This window comes from Bradyrhizobium sp. CCBAU 51753 (genome assembly GCF_015291565.1).
In the GTDB taxonomy this organism is placed as follows: domain Bacteria; phylum Pseudomonadota; class Alphaproteobacteria; order Rhizobiales; family Xanthobacteraceae; genus Bradyrhizobium; species Bradyrhizobium ivorense.
Genome location: NZ_CP030037.1, coordinates 1379708 through 1397622, shown reverse-complemented (window position 1 = coordinate 1397622; position 17915 = coordinate 1379708). Strand labels below are relative to the sequence as shown.

The window sequence follows — 17915 nt, the reverse complement described above, 5'->3', positions numbered from 1 at the left end:
GCTGCGCGGTGTCCGCCTCTTGAACGCGACGTAGCCCCTCCCATATCACCTCAGTGCAGGCCGCTACCAGTGTTTCGGGCTCGAAACATCAGGCTGCACACATCTAAGCCCGGCCCGATGGCGGGCGGGTAACTGAAACAGTCGCTCACTGGAGGACTATTCTATGCGTAGCTACGATCTCACGCCCTTCTACCGTTCCACCGTCGGCTTTGACCGCCTCTTCAACCTGCTCGACCAGGTGACCTCGGACGGCAGCCCCGGCTATCCCCCCTACAACATCGAGCGCACCGGCGAGAATGCTTACCGGATCAGCGTTGCGGTCTCCGGCTTCTCGCAGGCCGAGCTCTCGATCGTCGCGAAGGAAAACACGCTGACGATCAAGGGCGAGAAAACCGCCAACGAGAATTCGGGCAATCAGGCCGAGGTGCTCTATCGCGGCATCGCCTCGCGCGCCTTCGAGCGCGTCTTCCAGCTCGCCGACTTCGTGCAGGTGAAGAACGCCTCGCTCGAGAACGGCCTGCTCCATGTCGATCTCGTCCGCGAGATCCCCGAGGCCAAGAAGCCGCGCAGCATTCCGATCAGCGGCGGCGAGAAGGCCCCGCAGGTCGTCGACGGCTCCAAGGTCGCGGCCTAAGCAAGTCCCGCGTCAGCAGATATTGGCTGCACGCGAAAACGCCCCGGGAAACCGGGGCGTTTTTTGTTGAGCGGTGCCGTAGCCCGGCTGGAGCGCAGCGCAATCCGGGGCGGTCTCGACGCGGAGAGCGTTCCCCGGATTTCGCTTCGCTGCATCCGGACTACGAAACTACTCCAGCCCCTGTACCTTCGGCATCTCCTGGGTCGGCAGGATCGCGGTCGCGGCGGGGGCCGGCGGGGCGAACTTGCCGACGGTCGGCACCGCCTCGGCTGGCGGGGCGGCTGCCGCGGCCTGGGCCTCGGCCGGCTTCGGCGCGGGCGCTGCCGCCTGCTGAGCGGGCGGCGGTGCAGTCGCCTGGGCGGGGGCCGGCTCCGGCATCGCGGCCTGGGCGTTAGCCGGGGCCCCCCCTGCCGGCTTGGCGGTCGCGAGCGGGCTCCGCTTCGGCACCGGCACCGCGCGCCTTGCGACATGCGGGATCGGCATTGGCGGACGCGGCACCCGGGCCTGGATCGGCGGCGGCATCGGTTGGCCCGGCTCGGCCTGCCCGTAGGCCGGGGCAAAATCGTCGTCGAAATTGTCGCCCATCCGGTCAGCCGGAATGAAGCGGATGATGCGCCCGTCGCGGGCGTCGATCACCAGGCGGCCGTCCGCGCCGCCCTGGTCGATCACGGCGATCGTATAGGTAAAGCCGCGCTGCCGCGGGGCACCGAGCGGCAGATAGCCGTTCTCCCGCAGCACGGTGTAGACCTCGACCGGCGGCAGCAGGCTCGGCACCCGGCCATAGCGCGGCGGCGGCGGAACCTCCGGCATGGCGGCGTAGGGCCCGTCCATGTCCGACACCGCGATGTAGGGGGAGCTGCCGATCCGGCCCGGGGTCAGCAGTTGGGCCTGCGCGGCGGCCACGCTCAGCGCGAGGGCGGCGGCAGCGACCGATCCTGTGAACAACTTCATCACCGAAACTCCTGTCTGCCCCTCGCCCCGGGGAGCGTTTCCGCCCTCTTGCCGGCTTGCGTTCAGCGAAATTTCATTTTGAAATCCGGCGGTCCTTGGTCAGTGCTTGGGCCAGATCGGGGCGCGTTTGCTTCAAATCAGGGGCGCGAGGGGCCCCGAAGCCGCTCGGTCCAGACATGCGGACGAGGACTTTCACGCGCTTGTGTGATAGACAAAAATTTGGCAAGGTCGGAGTTAGGACAGCAAGACTGTCTCAATTTCGAAGCCATCCCGGCATAGGGATTGCAACGAGATCTCGGCGCCCCGAGCTCCGAGAATGCTGCAGGCACGGCCGTTCCACTGGGACGTTGAACGCCCGTCGCCTGAATTAAGGAAAATGCGGCTCGCGGCGGACGAGCGGTGGCCCCGGTGGGTGCCGCAACGTCCAAGGTGCGCCAAACACGGTGAGGCCCCTTACGCAAGGGAGAGGACACATGAGCGGGTCGGAATTCGAGCGCGAAATCATCGTGGCAGGAACGCTGCCGGCGACCGCGGACTCGAAAGCCGAGACCGCGCCTACTCCCGAGCTACACACCTGGCGCCCGAAAGCCGAGGGCCTGTACGACCTCAGCCTGGAAAAGGATTCCTGCGGCGTCGGCTTCATCGCCAACATCAAGGGCAAGAAGTCGCATCAGATCGTCGCCGACGCGCTGAGCATTCTGTGCAACCTCGAGCATCGCGGCGCGGTCGGCGCCGACCCGCGCGCCGGCGACGGCGCCGGCATTCTGGTGCAGATCCCGCACGCCTTCTTCGCGCGCAAGGCAGGCGAGCTCGGCTTCAAGCTGCCGAAGCCCGGCGAATATGCCATCGGTGCGCTGTTCATGCCGCGCGATGCCGCCTGGCGCAACGTGATCAAGAGCATCATCGCCGACGAGATCAAGAACGAGGGCTTCAAGCTGCTCGGCTGGCGCGACGTGCCATCAGACAATTCCTCGCTCGGCGTCACGGTGAAGCCGACCGAGCCCTATCACATGCAGGTCTTCATCGGCCGCAACGGCGCCGCCAAGACCGAGGACGATTTCGAGCGCCGGCTCTACATCCTGCGCAAGTCGATCTCGCAGGCGATCTACCAGCGCCGCGACCGCGGCATGGCGGGCTACTATCCGTGCTCGCTGTCCTGCCGCACCGTGATCTACAAGGGCATGTTCCTGGCCGACCAGCTCGGCAAGTACTATCCCGACCTGCACGAGGCGGATTTCGAGAGCGCGCTGGCGCTGGTGCATCAGCGCTTCTCGACCAACACCTTCCCGACCTGGTCGCTGGCGCATCCGTACCGGATGATCGCGCATAACGGCGAGATCAACACGCTGCGCGGCAACGTCAACTGGATGGCGGCGCGGCAGGCCTCGGTGCATTCCGAGCTCTACGGCAAGGACATCAGCCGGCTCTGGCCGATCTCCTATGAGGGCCAGAGCGACACCGCCTGCTTCGACAACGCGCTCGAATTCCTGGTGCAGGGTGGATATTCCCTCCCGCACGCCGTGATGATGATGATTCCGGAAGCGTGGGCCGGCAATCCGCTGATGGATGAGCAGCGCCGCGCCTTCTACGAATATCACGCCGCGCTGATGGAGCCGTGGGACGGCCCGGCCGCGATCGCCTTCACCGACGGCCGCAAGATCGGCGCGACGCTGGACCGCAACGGCCTGCGCCCGGCACGCTACCTCGTCACCAGCGACGACCGCATCGTGATGGCGTCGGAAATGGGCGTGCTGAAGATTCCGGAGGAGCAGATCGTCACCAAGTGGCGGCTGCAGCCCGGCAAGATGCTGCTCGTCGACCTCGAGCAGGGCCGCCTCATTCCCGACGACGAGATCAAGGCCGACCTCGCCAAGAGCCATCCCTACAGCGACTGGCTGCATCGCACCCAGACCCAGCTCGAGGAGCTGCCGGATGCGCCGGCCAAGGGCGTGCGCTCCAACCTGCCGCTGCTCGATCGCCAGCAGGCGTTCGGCTACAGCCAGGAAGACATCACCATCCTGATGACGCCGATGGCGGCGACCGGCGAGGAAGCCGCCGGCTCGATGGGCAACGACACGCCGATCTCGGCGCTGTCGGACAAGCCCAAGCAGCTGTTCACCTACTTCAAGCAGAACTTTGCCCAGGTCACCAACCCGCCGATCGATCCGATCCGCGAGGAGCTGGTGATGAGCCTCGTCTCGATCATCGGGCCGCGGCCGAACCTGTTCGACCTGCAGGGCCTGGCCTCGACCAAGCGCCTCGAAGTGCGGCAGCCGATCCTGACCGACGCGGATCTGGAGAAGATCCGCTCGATCTCCGACGTCGCCGAGACCCACTTCAAGTCGCGCACCCTCGACACCACCTTCCACGCCGGCTTCGGTGCGGCGGGCATGGAGCAGGTGCTCGACGAGCTCTGCGCGCGCGCCGAGGGCGCGGTGCGCGAGGGCATCAACATCATCATCCTGTCCGACCGGATGACCGGCACCGACCGGATCCCGATCCCGTCGCTGCTGGCCTGCGCCGCCGTGCATCATCATCTGATCCGCACCGGCCTGCGCACCTCGGTCGGCCTCGTGGTCGAATCCGGCGAGCCGCGCGAGGTGCATCACTTCGCCTGCCTCGCCGGCTACGGCGCCGAGGCGATTAACCCCTATCTCGCGTTCGAAACCATCCTCGCGATGAAGGACCGGCTGCCCGGCGCGCTTGACGACTACGAGATCGTCAAGCGCTACATCAAGTCGATCGGCAAGGGCCTGCTCAAGGTGATGTCCAAGATGGGCATCTCGACCTACCAGTCCTATTGCGGCGCGCAGATCTTCGACGCGGTCGGCCTCAAGGCCGACTTCGTCGCCAAGTACTTTGCCGGCACCCACACCCGGATCGAAGGCGTCGGCCTCGCCGAAATCGCCGAGGAGACGGTGCGGCGCCACAGCGACGCGTTCGGTGACGGCCACGTCTACAAGAGTGCGCTCGACGTCGGCGGCGAATACGCCTTCCGCACCCGCGGCGAGGACCACGCCTGGACCGCGGAATCGGTCTCGACCCTGCAGCATGCGGTGCGCGGCAACTCGCTGGAGCGCTACCGGGCGTTTGCAAAGATCCTCAACGAGCAGTCGGAGCGGCTGCTGACGCTGCGCGGCCTGTTCCGGATCAAGAGCGCCGAGGACGACAAGCGCAAGCCGATCAAGCTCGAGCAGGTCGAGCCGGCCAAGGAGATCGTCAAGCGGTTCTCCACCGGCGCGATGTCGTTCGGCTCGATCTCGCGCGAGGCCCACACCACGCTGGCGATCGCGATGAACCGGATCGGCGGCAAGTCGAACACCGGCGAAGGCGGCGAGGAATCCGACCGCTTCAAGCCGCTGCCGAACGGCGACAGCATGCGCTCAGCGATCAAGCAGGTCGCCTCGGGCCGCTTCGGCGTCACCACGGAGTATCTCGTCAACTCCGACATGATGCAGATCAAGATGGCGCAGGGCGCCAAGCCCGGCGAAGGCGGCCAGCTGCCCGGCCACAAGGTCGACGCGACGATCGCGCGCGTGCGGCATTCGACGCCGGGCGTCGGCCTGATCTCGCCGCCGCCGCATCACGACATCTACTCGATCGAAGACCTCGCCCAGCTGATCTACGACCTCAAGAACGTCAATCCCGACGGCCAGGTCTCGGTCAAGCTGGTCTCCGAGGTCGGCGTCGGCACGGTTGCGGCGGGCGTCGCCAAGGCGCGCGCCGACCATGTCACCATCGCGGGCTTCGAGGGCGGCACCGGTGCTTCGCCGCTGACCTCGATCAAGCATGCCGGCTCGCCGTGGGAGATCGGGCTTGCCGAAACCCACCAGACGCTGGTGCGCCAGCGGCTGCGCAGCCGCATCGCGGTGCAGGTTGACGGCGGCTTCCGCACCGGCCGTGACGTCGTGATCGGCGCGCTGCTCGGCGCCGACGAGTTCGGCTTCGCCACTGCGCCCTTGATCGCGGCGGGCTGCATCATGATGCGCAAGTGCCACCTCAACACCTGCCCGGTCGGCGTCGCCACCCAGGACCCGGTGCTGCGCAAGCGCTTCACCGGCCAGCCCGAGCACGTCATCAACTACTTCTTCTTCGTCGCCGAGGAAGTCCGCGAGATCATGGCGCAGCTCGGCTACAAGACGTTCGACGAGATGGTCGGCCAGGTCCAGATGCTGGACCAGACCGCGCTGGTCTCGCACTGGAAGGCCAAGGGGCTCGATTTCTCAAAGCTGTTCGTGCGGCAGCCGGAGGAGAAGGGCCAGAAGATCTATCACTCCGAGACCCAGAACCATCATCTGGAGGCCGTGCTCGACCGCCGGCTGATCGAGAAGGCGCAGGCCGCGCTCGACCGCGGCGCGCCGGTCAAGATCGAGGAGGAGATCAACAACACCGACCGTTCCGCCGGCGCGATGCTGTCGGGCGCGGTGGCCAAGATCTACGGCCATGAGGGCCTGCCGCTCGACAGCATCCATGTCAGCCTGAAGGGCACCGCCGGACAGGCGTTCGGCGCCTGGCTCGCCAAGGGTGTCACTTTCGAGCTCGAGGGTGAAGGCAACGACTATGTCGGCAAGGGCCTTTCCGGCGGACGCATCATCGTCAAGCCGCCGAAAATCTCCGGCATCGTGCCGGAAGAGTCGATCATCGTCGGCAACACCGTGATGTATGGCGCGATCGAGGGCGAGTGTTACTTCCGCGGCATCGCCGGCGAGCGCTTTGCAGTGCGCAATTCGGGCGCGGTCGCGGTGGTCGAAGGCGCCGGCGATCACTGCTGCGAATACATGACCGGCGGCATCGTGGTGGTGCTCGGCAAGACCGGGCGCAACTTCGCGGCCGGCATGTCCGGCGGCATCGCCTACGTGCTGGACGAGGCCGGCGACTTCGACAAGCTGTGCAACCTGTCGATGGTCGATCTCGAGCCGGTGCTGTCGGAGGAGATGATCAACGCCGACACCTACCACCACTCCAGCGATCTCGAGGCTCACGGCCGGGTCGACGTGTTCCAGAACCTGCTCGACTCCGACGTCGAACGGCTGCACGTGCTGATCACGCGTCACGCCAAGCTGACCGGCTCGAAGAAGGCCGCCGAGATCCTCGCAAACTGGAAGACGTGGCTGCCGAAATTCCGCAAGGTGATGCCGGTGGAGTACCGCCGCGCGCTGAAGGAAATGAAGGCGAACGCCGACGCCGAGCCGAAGATCGCGATCGGCGCGTAACACCACCACGCGTCATTCCGGGGCGCGCGAAAGCGCGAACCCGGAATCTCGCAAGGCAATTTCGAGGTTTCGGGTCTGCGCCTCAAGGCGCATCCCGGAACGACGGACAACGACGAACACATGATGCAGGGGCATCGGGTTTAGATGGGCAAGATCACAGGTTTCCTCGAGATCGACCGCAACGAGCGCAAGTACGAGCCGGTCGCCGAGCGGCTGAAGAACTTTGACGAGTTCGTGATTCCGCTGAGCGACAAGGACACGCGCGACCAGGCGGCGCGCTGCATGAATTGCGGCATTCCCTATTGCCACGGCACCGGCTCGGCCGAGCCGGGCACGCCGGGTTGCCCGGTCAACAACCAGATCCCCGACTTCAACGACCTCGTCTACCAGGACAATTGGGAAGAGGCGTCGCGCAATCTGCACTCGACCAACAATTTCCCGGAGTTCACCGGCCGGATCTGCCCGGCGCCGTGCGAGGCGTCCTGCACGCTCAACATCGACGACAACCCGGTCACCATCAAGACCATCGAATGCGCGATCGTCGACCGCGCCTGGGACGAGGGCTGGCTGAAGCCGGAGATCGCCCAGCACAAGACCGGCAAGAAGGTCGCGGTGATCGGCTCCGGCCCCGCCGGCATGGCCTGCGCGCAGCAGCTCGCCCGTGCCGGTCATGACGTGCACGTCTACGAGAAGTACGCCAAGGCCGGCGGCCTGCTGCGCTACGGCATTCCCGACTTCAAGATGGAAAAGGGCATCATCGACCGCCGCGTCGCGCAGATGGAAGCCGAGGGCGTCACCTTCCACTACGGCAAGCCGGTCGGCGGCTCCGCCCCCGGCGCAATCGACCCGAATGAGCTGGCCAAGCAATACGACGCCGTGGCGCTGACCGGCGGCGCCGAGGCGCCGCGCGACCTGCCGATCCCCGGCCGCGACCTCCAGGGTATCCACTTCGCGATGGATTTCCTGCCGCAGCAGAACCGCCGCGTCTCCGGCGAGCCGCTCGACGGCACCGCCGAAATCCTCGCCGGCGGCAAGCATGTCGTCGTGATCGGCGGCGGCGACACCGGCTCGGACTGCATCGGCACCTCGTTCCGCCAGGGCGCCAAGTCGGTGACCCAGCTCGAGATCATGCCGGCGCCGCCCGAGCGCGAGAACAAGGGCGTGACCTGGCCGAACTGGCCGCTGAAGATGCGCACGTCCTCGAGCCAGGCCGAGGGCGCGGTGCGCGAATTCGCCGTGCTGACCCAGAAGTTCGAGGGCACCGGCGGCAAGGTCGCAAAGCTCCACTGCATCAAGGTCGACGACAAGTTCAAGCCGCTGCCCGGCACCGAGTTCACGCTCGACGCCGAGCTCGTGCTGCTGGCGATGGGCTTTGTGCACCCTGTGCACGAGGGCCTGCTCAAGAGCCTCGGCGTCGACCTCGATCAGCGCGGCAACGTCCGCGCCAACCTGCACGACTACCAGACCTCGCAAGCAAAGATCTTCTCCGCCGGCGACATGCGCCGCGGCCAGTCGCTGGTGGTCTGGGCGATCCGCGAAGGCCGCCTCTGCGCCCGCTCGATCGACAGCTTCCTGATGGGGAAGACGGACCTGCCGCGGTAACGCGGCGGTCGGCCGAGCCACATCCACACACGCAACTGTCATCGCCCGCGAAAGCGGGCGATCCAGTATTCCAGAGACGTCAGCGCTTGAGCCGGGAAGCCGCGGCGTACTGGATGCCCCGCTTTCGCGGAGCACGACGCCTGGAGAGTGGCGCGACTTCCGCCCGCACCCGCCTAATTCTGCACCCGCACGCCCAGCATCACCACCGTCGAGGCCGAGCTATTGCCCGCGATGTTCGAATCCAGCCAGTCGCGGCGCAGGGTGCCCTTGATCCAGAGGCTGCGGGTCATCTTGTAGATCAAATCGGCGGACACCGAGTAGATGGTGTCGTCGCGGTTCTCGCCGCCCTTGTACTCGAGCGTGCCGTAGGTGAACTTGCCGATGGCGGTCAGCCAGCGGCGGAAGTCGTGGTCGACCTCGACGGTGTAGGTGCGCGACAGCACGCCGGAGCTGCCGGGCAGCGTGGTCTCGCCAAGCTGGGTGTCGGAGAAGAACTTTGCCGTGGTCAGCGGCGTCACGGTCCAGGTCAGCGACGCGGTGGTGAGCAGGCCCTCGAGCCGGTTGAGCCTTGTGTCGACATAATTGCGCATCCCGTAGCCGATCGAGATCTCGCCGAACAACAGCCGCGAGAATTCGAAGGAGGTGCCGGCCTTGGCGTATCCACCCGACGAATCGCGCGCGTAGCCGTTGCGGTCGAGAAAGAGATCATGCACCCGGCTGTCGCCCTGCACTTCGACGAACGGCTTGACCGCGGGGTTGAGCTCGTAGCTGACGCGGCCGACGCCGCCATACTGGGTGAAGTTGCGGTCGTCGTTCGACGAGGAGGTGCCGTCGGTGAGCTTCGACCATTGATAGTCGGTGCGGTCGATGGTGGCGCCGGCGGAGACCTGCAGGCGGTTGAAATTCTGATCGATGCCGAAGGTGCCGCCAACCGTGGAGTAGACCGGATATCGGGCGAGACCGGCCTGCACGTTCGGGCTGCCGGGATTGTCAGTCGAGACGAACAGCCGCGCCTGTCCCAGCAGGCGGGTGTCCCTGGTGACGTCGATGCGGCCGTCGATATGGCCGGTGAAGTTCGGCCGGTCGACGTCGAGCGGCGCCGACAGCGGAGTGCCGTCGGCATTCGGCGTCAGCCCGGAGCCGTAGCCGGTGAAGGAGCCGCGCAGATCGGCGACGACGGCGTGGCGCTCCCAGTCGGACACCGCGAGGAATTCCGGCGCGATGACATAGAAGCCCTTGCCCTGCGGAGAGTTCAGCCGACCAGGATTGGTGTCGTAGCCGCCCATCACCTCGACCGCGGTCTTGATCAGGAACGAGCCGGCGTAATCGCCGATCGCGCCGAACGGATCGTCGTCGATCTTGAGCCGCTTGCGCGGCGGCTGGCCGACCACGGTGCCGGCCATCGCCGGCGGCAGCGGCGGCTTGCTGGCGGTCTCCGACGGCGGGATCGACAGCCGCAGCTGCCCCGACGCGCTCAGCGGCGGCGTTGTCGGCACCGGCGAGCCGGGCCCCGGCGACGGCTTAGGCTTCACCTGGCCCGGATAGTATTTCGGCTTCAGCCGCTTGCGATTGAGCGAGTCGTAGCCCGACGTTGCGGCGCCGGTCGCTGCGGTGGAGAGCCCCGTGGCCGGGAGCTGGCCGCCGCGTGTCGTCGTCGAGGTCGATGACGACCTCGACGAACGCCGCTCGCGCTCGCGATCGCGGTCTGGGTCAGGCAGCCTCAGGCCGTTGAGGGGATCGAGCACATCCGCCGTGGTCCGGCGCAGCGGCGAATTCGGGTCGACGACCTGGCTCTGCCGGTTCGGGCTGAACAGGTCGGGCGTCACGGTCTGGGCCCGGGCGAGCCCGCCTGGCGCGGTCAGCACAAGGCATGACAAGGCCACGCGAACAACACGTCCGCGTCGATCCCGGCCGCTTGCAGGCCTCCGCACCACGATGGAAAATACTCCAACGAATTCATGCACTTGACGTACGCATCCCACCCGGCGGCGGAAAACGTCCTTAATGGAGTAAAAACAATTATGGTTAATGGGCCGTTGAGGATTGGCGGCTGCGCGTCGCATCGCGGAAAAGAGCGTGCTAAGGGAGACGCCCGGGGCGCAAAGCCCCTCCCCTGGAATCCAGTATGGCCAAACCGAAACCGCTGATGACCAAATCATCCGGCCGCGATGACGGCGCCGTTCAATCAGCGCTCCGCACCCTCGATGCCGAAGCCAGCGGCGTCGCCGCGCTGACCGCGGCGCTGAAATCCGACCTCGGCCCGGCCTTCACGGCGGCGTCCGACCTGATCCGCAACGCCAAGGGCCGCGTGATCGTCACCGGGCTCGGCAAGTCCGGCCATATCGGCCGCAAGGTCGCCGCGACCATCGCCTCGACCGGCACGCCGGCGTTCTTCGTCCACGCCGCGGAGGCCAGCCATGGCGACCTCGGCATGATCACCGCCGACGACGTCATTCTGGCGCTGTCGTGGTCCGGCGAGCAGCCGGAGATGCGCAACCTGATCGCCTATGCGGCGCGCTTCGGCATCCCCTTGATCGCGATGACCGCCGACAAGGATTCGACGCTGAGCAAGGCCGCCGACGTGCAGCTGACGCTGCCGAAGGCGCGCGAGGCCTGCCCGCACAACCTCGCCCCGACCACCTCCTCGCTGATGATGCTGGCGCTCGGCGACGCGCTGGCGATCGCGCTGCTGGAAGGCCGCGGCTTCACCTCGACCGATTTCAGCGTGCTGCATCCGGGCGGCAAGCTCGGCGCGCTGCTGAAATATGCCCGCGACCTGATGCATACCGGCGACACGGTGCCGCTGAAGCCGCTCGGCACCAAGATGTCGGACGCGCTGGTCGAGATGACCTCGAAGGGCTTTGGCTGCGTCGGCATCGTCGACCGCCACGGCCATCTCGTCGGCATCGTCACCGACGGCGATTTGCGCCGGCAGATGCGCCCCGACCTGCTGACCCTGTCGGTCGACGAGGTCATGACCAAGACGCCGAAGACGATCGGCCGCGACACCCTGGCCGGCGAGGCGCTGGAGCTGCTCAACGCCTCGAAGATCACGACGCTGATCGTGACCGATGCGAAGAAGCCGGTCGGCATCATCCATCTGCACGATCTGCTGCGGGCGGGCGTGGCGTAGGGCGGCGCCCGACGGTCTCTCCCCGTCATTGCGAGCGAAGCGAAGCAATCCATTTCACCGCGTACGCGGAGCGATGGATTGCTTCGCTTCGCTCGCAATGACGGTGGTTACCGCGGAAACCGCGCCGCGGTCGCCTCCAGCGGCAGGGCCAGCGCATTCGCGAGATACGACACCGTGCGGTAGAAGCCGCACAGCAGAATGATCTCCAGGATCTGATCCTCATCATAATGCGCGGCGAGCGCCGCGAACTCGGCATCATCGAGCGTCGCCCGAGCATGCAGCGCATCGACCGCCGCCAGCATCGCCTGCTCGGCCGGCGACCAGCAATCGGCATCGGCCTTGTCATGCACGGTGGCGCGGACCTGCTGCTCCGACAGCCCGGCGGCCGCGCCGAAGGCGGCGACATGCACGCCCCATTCATACTCGCAGGCATTTTTCGCACAGGTGCGATCGATCACGATCTCGCGCGCCCTGAGCGACAGCGGCCCGCGATCCAAGAGGCTGCCGCCGCGAAACTTGTCCCAGGCGCGCGGATGGCCGGCCATGACGCGGAACAGCACCAGCGGCGGCGCGCCGCGCATGATGCGGTCGAAATGTTGTTGGACCTCGGCCGGGTACGGTGGTTCGAGCGGCGCAATGCGTGACATGGCCAAAGCTCCTTGCTACAAATACTGTAGCGATACGCTACAATATCTGTAGCACTGCGCAAGAGGGATTCGGCATGGCGAAGCAGGTTCCATCCGCACCGCGCAGCGTCCGCGGCTCGCGCAGCGGCCGCCCGATCATGGCGCTGCTCGACCTGCTCGGGCGGCGCTGGACCTTGCGGATCGTCTGGGAGCTGCGCGAGAGCACGCTGACGTCGCGCGCGCTGCGCACGGCCTGCGACGAGGCCTCGCCGACGATCCTGCAGACGCGGCTGAGCGAATTGCGCGAGGCGGGTTTTGTCGAGCTGACGGACGACGGCTATCGGCTCACCGGGCTGGGCCGGGAGCTGTTCCAGACCTTTACGCCGCTCAATCGTTTTGCGGAGCGGTGGAGCAAACAGGTGGGCTGATCTGCTCCCTCTCCCCGCCCTTCGCGGGGCCGAGACGAGCGGAGCTCGCTCTGAGAGGGTCGGGGTGAGGGGCTCTCTCCGCCAGCGAGCCGAGCGTTGAGACCTGTACCCCCTCACCCGCCGCGCAAGGGCGCGGCGACCTCTCCCCGCAGGCGGGGAGAGGTGAAGGAAGCGTCTATGCCATCGCCACCGTCAGGCTGGCACCGTCGGCGCGGACCACCTTGACCCGGCTGCCGGCCGGCATGTCGGGGCCGGCGACGCGCCAGATGGTGTCGTCGATCCGCACCGTGCCTGTCCCGTCGATGATCGGCTTCTCCAGCGTGAACTCGCGGCCGATCAGGGCCTCGTTGCGGCGGTTGAGGAAGGGGTTGCTCTTGCTCGCCTCCGGCGTGCTCCGGGCAAAATGCTGCCACGCCGGCACGGCGGCCACCGCAAACACCGCGAACATCAAAAGCTGCGTCTGCCAGGACGGGGTGAACACGAACGACAGCAGGCCGACCAGGAGCGCCGCGAGCCCGAGCCAGAACAGGAACACGCCGGGCGCCAATAGCTCCAGCGCCATCAGGACGAAGCCGAAGATCAGCCAGTTCCAGGTGCCCAATGTCGAAAACATCTCGGCCATGACACGACCTCTATCATTGCAGGCGCGGTGCCGTCACGCTCCTCAGCGCTGCGGCACCGGCGGTGGCGCCGGCGGCGTCGGACCGGCCGGAGGCACCGAGCCGCGCCGCGCGGCCGCCGTGGCGGAGACCGCGCTCTCGCCAAACGTGGCGCGGGCGATCTCGCCGATGCCGGCGAGCGAGCCGAGCACGCTCGAGGTCTCGATCGGCAGCATCAACACCTTCTGGTTCGGCGACTCCGCAAGCTGGCCGAACGCCTTGATGTATTTGTCGGCAATAAAATAGTTCAGCGCGGCGACGTCGCCCTTGGCGATCGATTCCGACACCATCTGGGTCGCCTTGGCCTCGGCCTCGGCGAGCCGCTCGCGCGCTTCGGCGTCGCGGAACGCGGCTTCGCGGCGGCCCTCGGCCTGCAGGATCTGGCCCTGCTTGGCACCCTCGGCACGCAGGATTTCCGATTGCCGCTGGCCTTCCGCCTGCAGGATGTCGGCGCGCTTGACGCGCTCGGCCTTCATCTGCCGGCCCATCGCCTCGACGAGGTCGGCCGGCGGCACGATGTCCTTGATCTCGATGCGGTTGACCTTGACGCCCCAGGGCGACACCGCGGCGTCGACCACGCGCAGCAGCCGCTCGTTAATCTCGTCGCGATGCGACAGCACCTGGTCGAGATCCATCGAGCCCATCACCGAACGGATATTGGTCATGGTCAAGACGGTGATCGCCTGATTGAGATTGGCGACCTCGTAGCTCGCCTTCGCGGCGTCGAACACCTGGTAGAACGCGACGCCGTCGACCGTCACGGTGGCGTTGTCCTTGGTGATCACTTCCTGCTCGGGGATGTCGATCACCTGCTCCATCATGTTGATCTTGCGCCCGATGCGATCGAAATACGGCACGATCAGATTGAGGCCGGGCGACAGCGTGCGGGTGTATTTGCCGAACCGCTCGATGGTCCAGTCAAACCCCTGCGGGACGGTCTTGACCCCGGCGAACAGCGTGACGATGACGAGAAGAACAAACGCGATCGCGAAAATATCGAAACCAGTCATAAAGTCCTCCAAGGCCGGCACAATCGGCGCCGGATGCGGTCGTGCATTGGTCGGCAGGACCGCTGCGCCGGTTCAGCCGGCTGTTGTTTGACCATGACGTAGGTGGTGGTTGTGCGGGCCGCCAGATGTATGAAGGGTGAACGGCGACAGGGATATGTCCGGCGTCACGGTTGGTTAACGATCAAATCCAGGCTTCTCAAATCCAGCCTTCTCAAATCCAGCCCTGCAGCTCGCGCAGCACCAGGTGGCGGATCACGTCCATGCCGCCGTCGCTGTCGTTGAGGCAGGGGATCGCGGCAAACTGCTCGCCGCCATTGTGCCGAAAGATCTCGGCGTTCTCCTGCGCTATCTCCTCCAGCGTCTCCAGGCAGTCGGCGGAGAAGCCCGGCGTGACCACGGCGATCCGGCGCACGCCCCCCTTGGCCAGCCGCTCGACGGTCTTGTCGGTATAGGGCTGCAGCCACTCGGCGTTGCCGAAGCGCGACTGGAAGGTGAGGATCAGTTTCGAGGCTTCGAGTCCGAGCCGCTTGCGCAAGGCGTCGGTCGTCGCCACGCACTGCGCCTGGTAGGGATCGCCCTTGTCGACATAGTCCTTCGGCATGCCGTGGAACGAGGCGACGATGATCTCGGGCTGGAACGGCAGCGTCGCCAGATGCGTGTCGATCGACGCGGCCAGCGCCTCGATGTAGTCGGGATCGTCGTAATAAGGCGGCGTCACCCGCAGGATCGGCTGCGCGCGCATGCCGGCGAGCACGCGAAAAGCCTCGTCGCAGACGGTGGCCGAGGTCGCTGCGGAATATTGCGGGTAGAGCGGCACCACCAGCAGCCGGCTGCAGCCCTGCTCCGCCAGCGCCTCGATCCGCGCCTGGATCGACGGGTTGCCGTAGCGCATCGCCCAATCGACCACGACATGGTCGTGATCGGCGATCGCATCCGCGAGCTTTGCGGCCTGCGAGCGCGTGATGGTCTTCAGCGGCGACTCGTTCTTCTCGGTGTTCCAGATCTTCAGATAGTCGCGCGCCTTGCGGGCCGGGCGGACGCGCAAAATGATGCCGTTGAGGATCAGCTTCCAGACCAGACCCTGGTCCTCGATCACCCGCGGATCGGACAGAAATTCCTTCAGATACACCCGCACGCCCGCGGCGTCCGCCGTATCCGGCGTGCCGAGATTGACCAGCAGCACGCCGACGCGCGCAGGCTTCGCCGCCGCGGCGGGCTTTGCGCTCTCGAAGGGAATGACCGTGCTCATGACGGTGTTCTCATGACTGGCGTGCTCAGGACAGGTTTGGGCTTCGCGCGTTGCTCCAACCTTGTCAAGCCGAGTGCTGGTTGGCTAGTTTCCACCCCGAAAATGGGAGGAACCATGACGGTCGCCGAATGGTGCGTCTTCGGGACGCTGATGCTCTCGCTCTTGACGATCCTGGCGGCGAAATGGTCCAGCGCTCGCGGTTTCGACAATTCGCGGCCGCGCGATCCCGAGTTCTACGACGATCCGTTCCGCTCGCGGGCGCTCGGCGCCCACCAGAACGGCCTCGAGGCCTTCCCGTTCTTTGCCTTCGCGGTGCTGCTCGCCGAATTCCGCGTCGGCCCGCTGCGGCTGATCGACGAATTGGCGGTGCTGTTTTTGATCGTGCGCATCGCCTACGTCCTGACCTATGTCGGCAACCGCCCGACGCTGCGCTCGATCCTCTGGAGCATCGGCTTTGCGATCAACATCGCGATCTTCCTGCTGCCGGCGCTGAGGGGCTATGTGACGGGGTAGGCCAAGTGATCCATCATCCTGAGGCGCTCGCCTCTTCGGCGAGCCTCGAAGGATGCACGGCCCCGCTGGTGGCCGATTCATCCTTCGAGGCTCGCAAGGGCTCGCACCTCAGGATGACGGATCGGTGACTGGCTTCGTGGGTCTAAGTTCTAGAAACACGTCACCCGCTCGGCCGCGACGTAGCCGAACAACAGCCCGACTCCGAACAGCAGCACGAGGCCGGCGGCGGCGAATTCCAGGCCGCGCATGATCAGCATGCCGCCGCCGTCGCGCGCCGCGCTGAGCCGCTCGGCCATGCCGCGCGCCGAGACCGCGACCAGCGCGATCGCCGCGACCGTGATCGCGGTGCCGAGGCCCATGACGAAGGTCGCGGCGATGCCGGCCCAGAACAGGCCCTGCGCCAGTGCGAACACCAGCACCAGGATCGCGCCCGAGCACGGCCGGATCCCGACGGTGAGGATCGCACTGAGGCCACGCCGCCAACCGCCGGGGCCGGCGAGCTCGGCCGGCGTCGGGCCGTGCGAATGGCCACAATGCTCGTCATGGACGTGACCATGATCATGGCTGTGACCGTGGTCGTGGTGATGATCATGGCCGTGATCGTGATGCGCGTGACGATGGTGGTGATCATGGCAATGGTCGTCGTGATCGTGGGCATGCGCGCCGGCCATCGCCAGCGCCGGACGCGGCACCTGCAGCGCCCGCATGAAGCCGCCGCCCTTGACCCAGACCAGGCGGGCGCCGAACAGCGCGATCAGCGCGTAGCTTGCGATCTCGACCGCCCGCTCCGCCCCGCACATCGTCTTCGCGGTCGCATTGAGCAGCCAGGCGCCGATCCCGACGATCAGCACGGCGACCAGCGACTGCATCAGCGCCGAGGCGAACGACAGCACGATGCCGCGCCGCGCGGTCTCGCGGTTGGCGACCATGTAGGAGGAGATCACCGCCTTGCCGTGGCCGGGGCCGGCGGCATGGAAGATCCCATAGGCAAACGAGATCCCAAGCAGTGTCCAGACCGCCGAGCCGTCGGACTTCGCGGCACGGATCGCCGCCGAGATCTCGCGGTAAAACTCCGACTGCTTTGCCAGCAGCCAGCCGACCAGACCGCCCTGCGGCTCCGGCGCGGTGCGCGGCGCGCCGAACGGATTTTGCGCCAGCAGCGCGTGCACGGACGCGTCGACCAGGGCCAAGGCGGTCAGCACCACAGCGCAGAGCGCGAGGCCGCGCACCACGCGCGAGATGATCGGCGTCATGGGCACTCCACCGTGATCTTGTTGGCGAACATCATGCCGAAATTGGCATTGCCGCCATCGAGAAAGTTCTGCTCGCCAAGCTTCTGCGCGGCCGCGGTGCCGTCATTCGGCCGCTGGAACTGGATCTTGCAGTCGGCGGCCGCGCCGACCAGCTTGACCGGATTCTGCTGCACGTACTGGAAGTCGATGAAGTAGGTCGGATCGAACACTTCCAGCGAGAGCTCCTTCGCCTTGAACGGCGTCTTCGCCGGCAGGGTGAAGTGCAGCGTCAGCGCCGTATCCTTGTATTCGAGGAAATAGTCGACCGGCTCCGAAAACTTCTGCTTCTTGCCGTCGGCCTTGGCGAAGGTGAAGTAGGCGTATTCCTTCAGCGACTCGACATTGGTCTGCGCCAGCGGCGCCAGCTCCTCGCGGCTGTAGGCGCCCTTGACCTTGGTCTCGATGCCCTGCAGCGCATAGGTCGAGAACATGTCGTCGAAGGTCCAGGCATGGCGGACCCCGGTGATGGTGCCGTCGGGCGCGTAGATCAGCTCGCTCTTCGCCGTGATCCAGACATGGGGATGGGCCTGTGCGGCTGCCGCGCCGAGGACGGCGGCGGCAGCCAGTACGAGCCAGCCGATCAGGCGGTTGCAGGCGGGCCGCAC

General features: G+C 66.4%; 14 protein-coding genes. 6 read left to right on the top strand and 8 right to left on the bottom strand.

Features of this window, described 5'->3' with window-relative positions:
* Positions 1 to 163 precede the first annotated feature (163 nt).
* A complete protein-coding gene (locus XH93_RS06385; RefSeq protein WP_194472861.1) occupies positions 164 to 634 on the top strand; it encodes an Hsp20 family protein in 471 nt (156 codons plus the stop codon).
* Positions 635 to 802: 168 nt separating this feature from the next.
* Here XH93_RS06385 and XH93_RS06380 read toward each other — a convergent pair whose 3' ends face one another.
* Positions 803 to 1585, bottom strand: coding sequence for a hypothetical protein (locus XH93_RS06380; RefSeq protein WP_194472860.1), 783 nt, complete (start codon positions 1583 to 1585; stop codon positions 803 to 805).
* A gap of 473 nt (positions 1586 to 2058) precedes the next feature.
* Here XH93_RS06380 and gltB point away from each other — a divergent pair, with 473 nt between their 5' ends.
* Together gltB and XH93_RS06370 are read left to right on the top strand one after the other, a co-directional pair.
* The gene (gene gltB / locus XH93_RS06375) at positions 2059 to 6798 is read left to right on the top strand and encodes a glutamate synthase large subunit (RefSeq protein ID WP_194472859.1); all 4740 of its coding nucleotides are present in this window, start codon (positions 2059 to 2061) and stop codon (positions 6796 to 6798) included.
* 144 nt (positions 6799 to 6942) lie between these two features.
* Entirely contained in the window at positions 6943 to 8400 is a 1458-nt protein-coding gene (locus tag XH93_RS06370) for a glutamate synthase subunit beta (protein WP_194472858.1), read from the top strand.
* 173 nt (positions 8401 to 8573) lie between these two features.
* Here the strand turns inward: XH93_RS06370 and XH93_RS06365 are convergent, their stop codons facing one another.
* Entirely contained in the window at positions 8574 to 10277 is a 1704-nt protein-coding gene (locus XH93_RS06365; RefSeq protein WP_246799680.1) for an outer membrane beta-barrel protein, read from the bottom strand.
* A 248-nt stretch (positions 10278 to 10525) separates the two neighbouring features.
* On the opposite strand from XH93_RS06365, the gene XH93_RS06360 reads away from it, so the two are divergent.
* A complete protein-coding gene (locus XH93_RS06360; protein ID WP_194472856.1) occupies positions 10526 to 11533 on the top strand; it encodes an SIS domain-containing protein in 1008 nt (335 codons plus the stop codon).
* A 107-nt stretch (positions 11534 to 11640) separates the two neighbouring features.
* Here XH93_RS06360 and XH93_RS06355 read toward each other — a convergent pair whose 3' ends face one another.
* The gene (locus XH93_RS06355; RefSeq protein WP_194472855.1) at positions 11641 to 12180 is read right to left on the bottom strand and encodes a carboxymuconolactone decarboxylase family protein; all 540 of its coding nucleotides are present in this window, start codon (positions 12178 to 12180) and stop codon (positions 11641 to 11643) included.
* Positions 12181 to 12254: 74 nt separating this feature from the next.
* Between XH93_RS06355 and XH93_RS06350 the strand changes: the two genes are divergently transcribed.
* Positions 12255 to 12587 carry a helix-turn-helix domain-containing protein gene (locus XH93_RS06350; protein WP_139858924.1) on the top strand — a complete coding sequence of 111 codons (333 nt, stop codon included), beginning with the start codon at positions 12255 to 12257 and terminating at the stop codon, positions 12585 to 12587.
* 175 nt (positions 12588 to 12762) lie between these two features.
* Here XH93_RS06350 and XH93_RS06345 read toward each other — a convergent pair whose 3' ends face one another.
* The 3 genes from XH93_RS06345 to hemH all read right to left on the bottom strand — a co-directional run bounded on the left by XH93_RS06345 (position 12763) and on the right by hemH (position 15505).
* Complete coding sequence (locus XH93_RS06345) at positions 12763 to 13209, bottom strand: NfeD family protein (protein WP_194472854.1); 447 nt, start codon at positions 13207 to 13209, stop codon at positions 12763 to 12765.
* Positions 13210 to 13251: 42 nt separating this feature from the next.
* Positions 13252 to 14256 (bottom strand): SPFH domain-containing protein, encoded by a 1005-nt coding sequence (locus XH93_RS06340; RefSeq protein ID WP_139480627.1) that lies wholly within the window; start codon positions 14254 to 14256, stop codon positions 13252 to 13254.
* A 211-nt stretch (positions 14257 to 14467) separates the two neighbouring features.
* Positions 14468 to 15505 (bottom strand): ferrochelatase, encoded by a 1038-nt coding sequence (gene hemH, locus XH93_RS06335; RefSeq protein ID WP_194472853.1) that lies wholly within the window; start codon positions 15503 to 15505, stop codon positions 14468 to 14470.
* A 114-nt stretch (positions 15506 to 15619) separates the two neighbouring features.
* Between hemH and XH93_RS06330 the strand changes: the two genes are divergently transcribed.
* Complete coding sequence (locus tag XH93_RS06330) at positions 15620 to 16018, top strand: MAPEG family protein (protein WP_194472852.1); 399 nt, start codon at positions 15620 to 15622, stop codon at positions 16016 to 16018.
* Positions 16019 to 16167: 149 nt separating this feature from the next.
* On the opposite strand, the gene XH93_RS06325 is transcribed toward XH93_RS06330, so the two are convergent.
* Together XH93_RS06325 and XH93_RS06320 are read right to left on the bottom strand one after the other, a co-directional pair.
* Complete coding sequence (locus tag XH93_RS06325; protein WP_194472851.1) at positions 16168 to 17271, bottom strand: nickel/cobalt transporter; 1104 nt, start codon at positions 17269 to 17271, stop codon at positions 16168 to 16170.
* Positions 17268 to 17915 (bottom strand): DUF1007 family protein, encoded by a 648-nt coding sequence (locus XH93_RS06320; protein ID WP_246799494.1) that lies wholly within the window; start codon positions 17913 to 17915, stop codon positions 17268 to 17270. Before XH93_RS06320 ends, XH93_RS06325 begins: the two co-directional genes overlap by 4 nt.

Coding starts and splice junctions, on each gene's coding strand:
- XH93_RS06345 (WP_194472854.1), bottom strand. CDS start 13,209: ATGGCCGAGATGTTTTCGACATTGGGCACCTGGAACTGGCTGATCTTC.
- XH93_RS06340 (WP_139480627.1), bottom strand. CDS start 14,256: ATGACTGGTTTCGATATTTTCGCGATCGCGTTTGTTCTTCTCGTCATC.
- XH93_RS06385 (WP_194472861.1), top strand. CDS start 164: ATGCGTAGCTACGATCTCACGCCCTTCTACCGTTCCACCGTCGGCTTT.
- hemH (WP_194472853.1), bottom strand. CDS start 15,505: ATGAGCACGGTCATTCCCTTCGAGAGCGCAAAGCCCGCCGCGGCGGCG.
- XH93_RS06360 (WP_194472856.1), top strand. CDS start 10,526: ATGGCCAAACCGAAACCGCTGATGACCAAATCATCCGGCCGCGATGAC.
- XH93_RS06350 (WP_139858924.1), top strand. CDS start 12,255: ATGGCGAAGCAGGTTCCATCCGCACCGCGCAGCGTCCGCGGCTCGCGC.
- XH93_RS06355 (WP_194472855.1), bottom strand. CDS start 12,180: ATGTCACGCATTGCGCCGCTCGAACCACCGTACCCGGCCGAGGTCCAA.
- XH93_RS06325 (WP_194472851.1), bottom strand. CDS start 17,271: ATGACGCCGATCATCTCGCGCGTGGTGCGCGGCCTCGCGCTCTGCGCT.
- XH93_RS06370 (WP_194472858.1), top strand. CDS start 6,943: ATGGGCAAGATCACAGGTTTCCTCGAGATCGACCGCAACGAGCGCAAG.
- gltB (WP_194472859.1), top strand. CDS start 2,059: ATGAGCGGGTCGGAATTCGAGCGCGAAATCATCGTGGCAGGAACGCTG.
- XH93_RS06380 (WP_194472860.1), bottom strand. CDS start 1,585: ATGAAGTTGTTCACAGGATCGGTCGCTGCCGCCGCCCTCGCGCTGAGC.
- XH93_RS06330 (WP_194472852.1), top strand. CDS start 15,620: ATGACGGTCGCCGAATGGTGCGTCTTCGGGACGCTGATGCTCTCGCTC.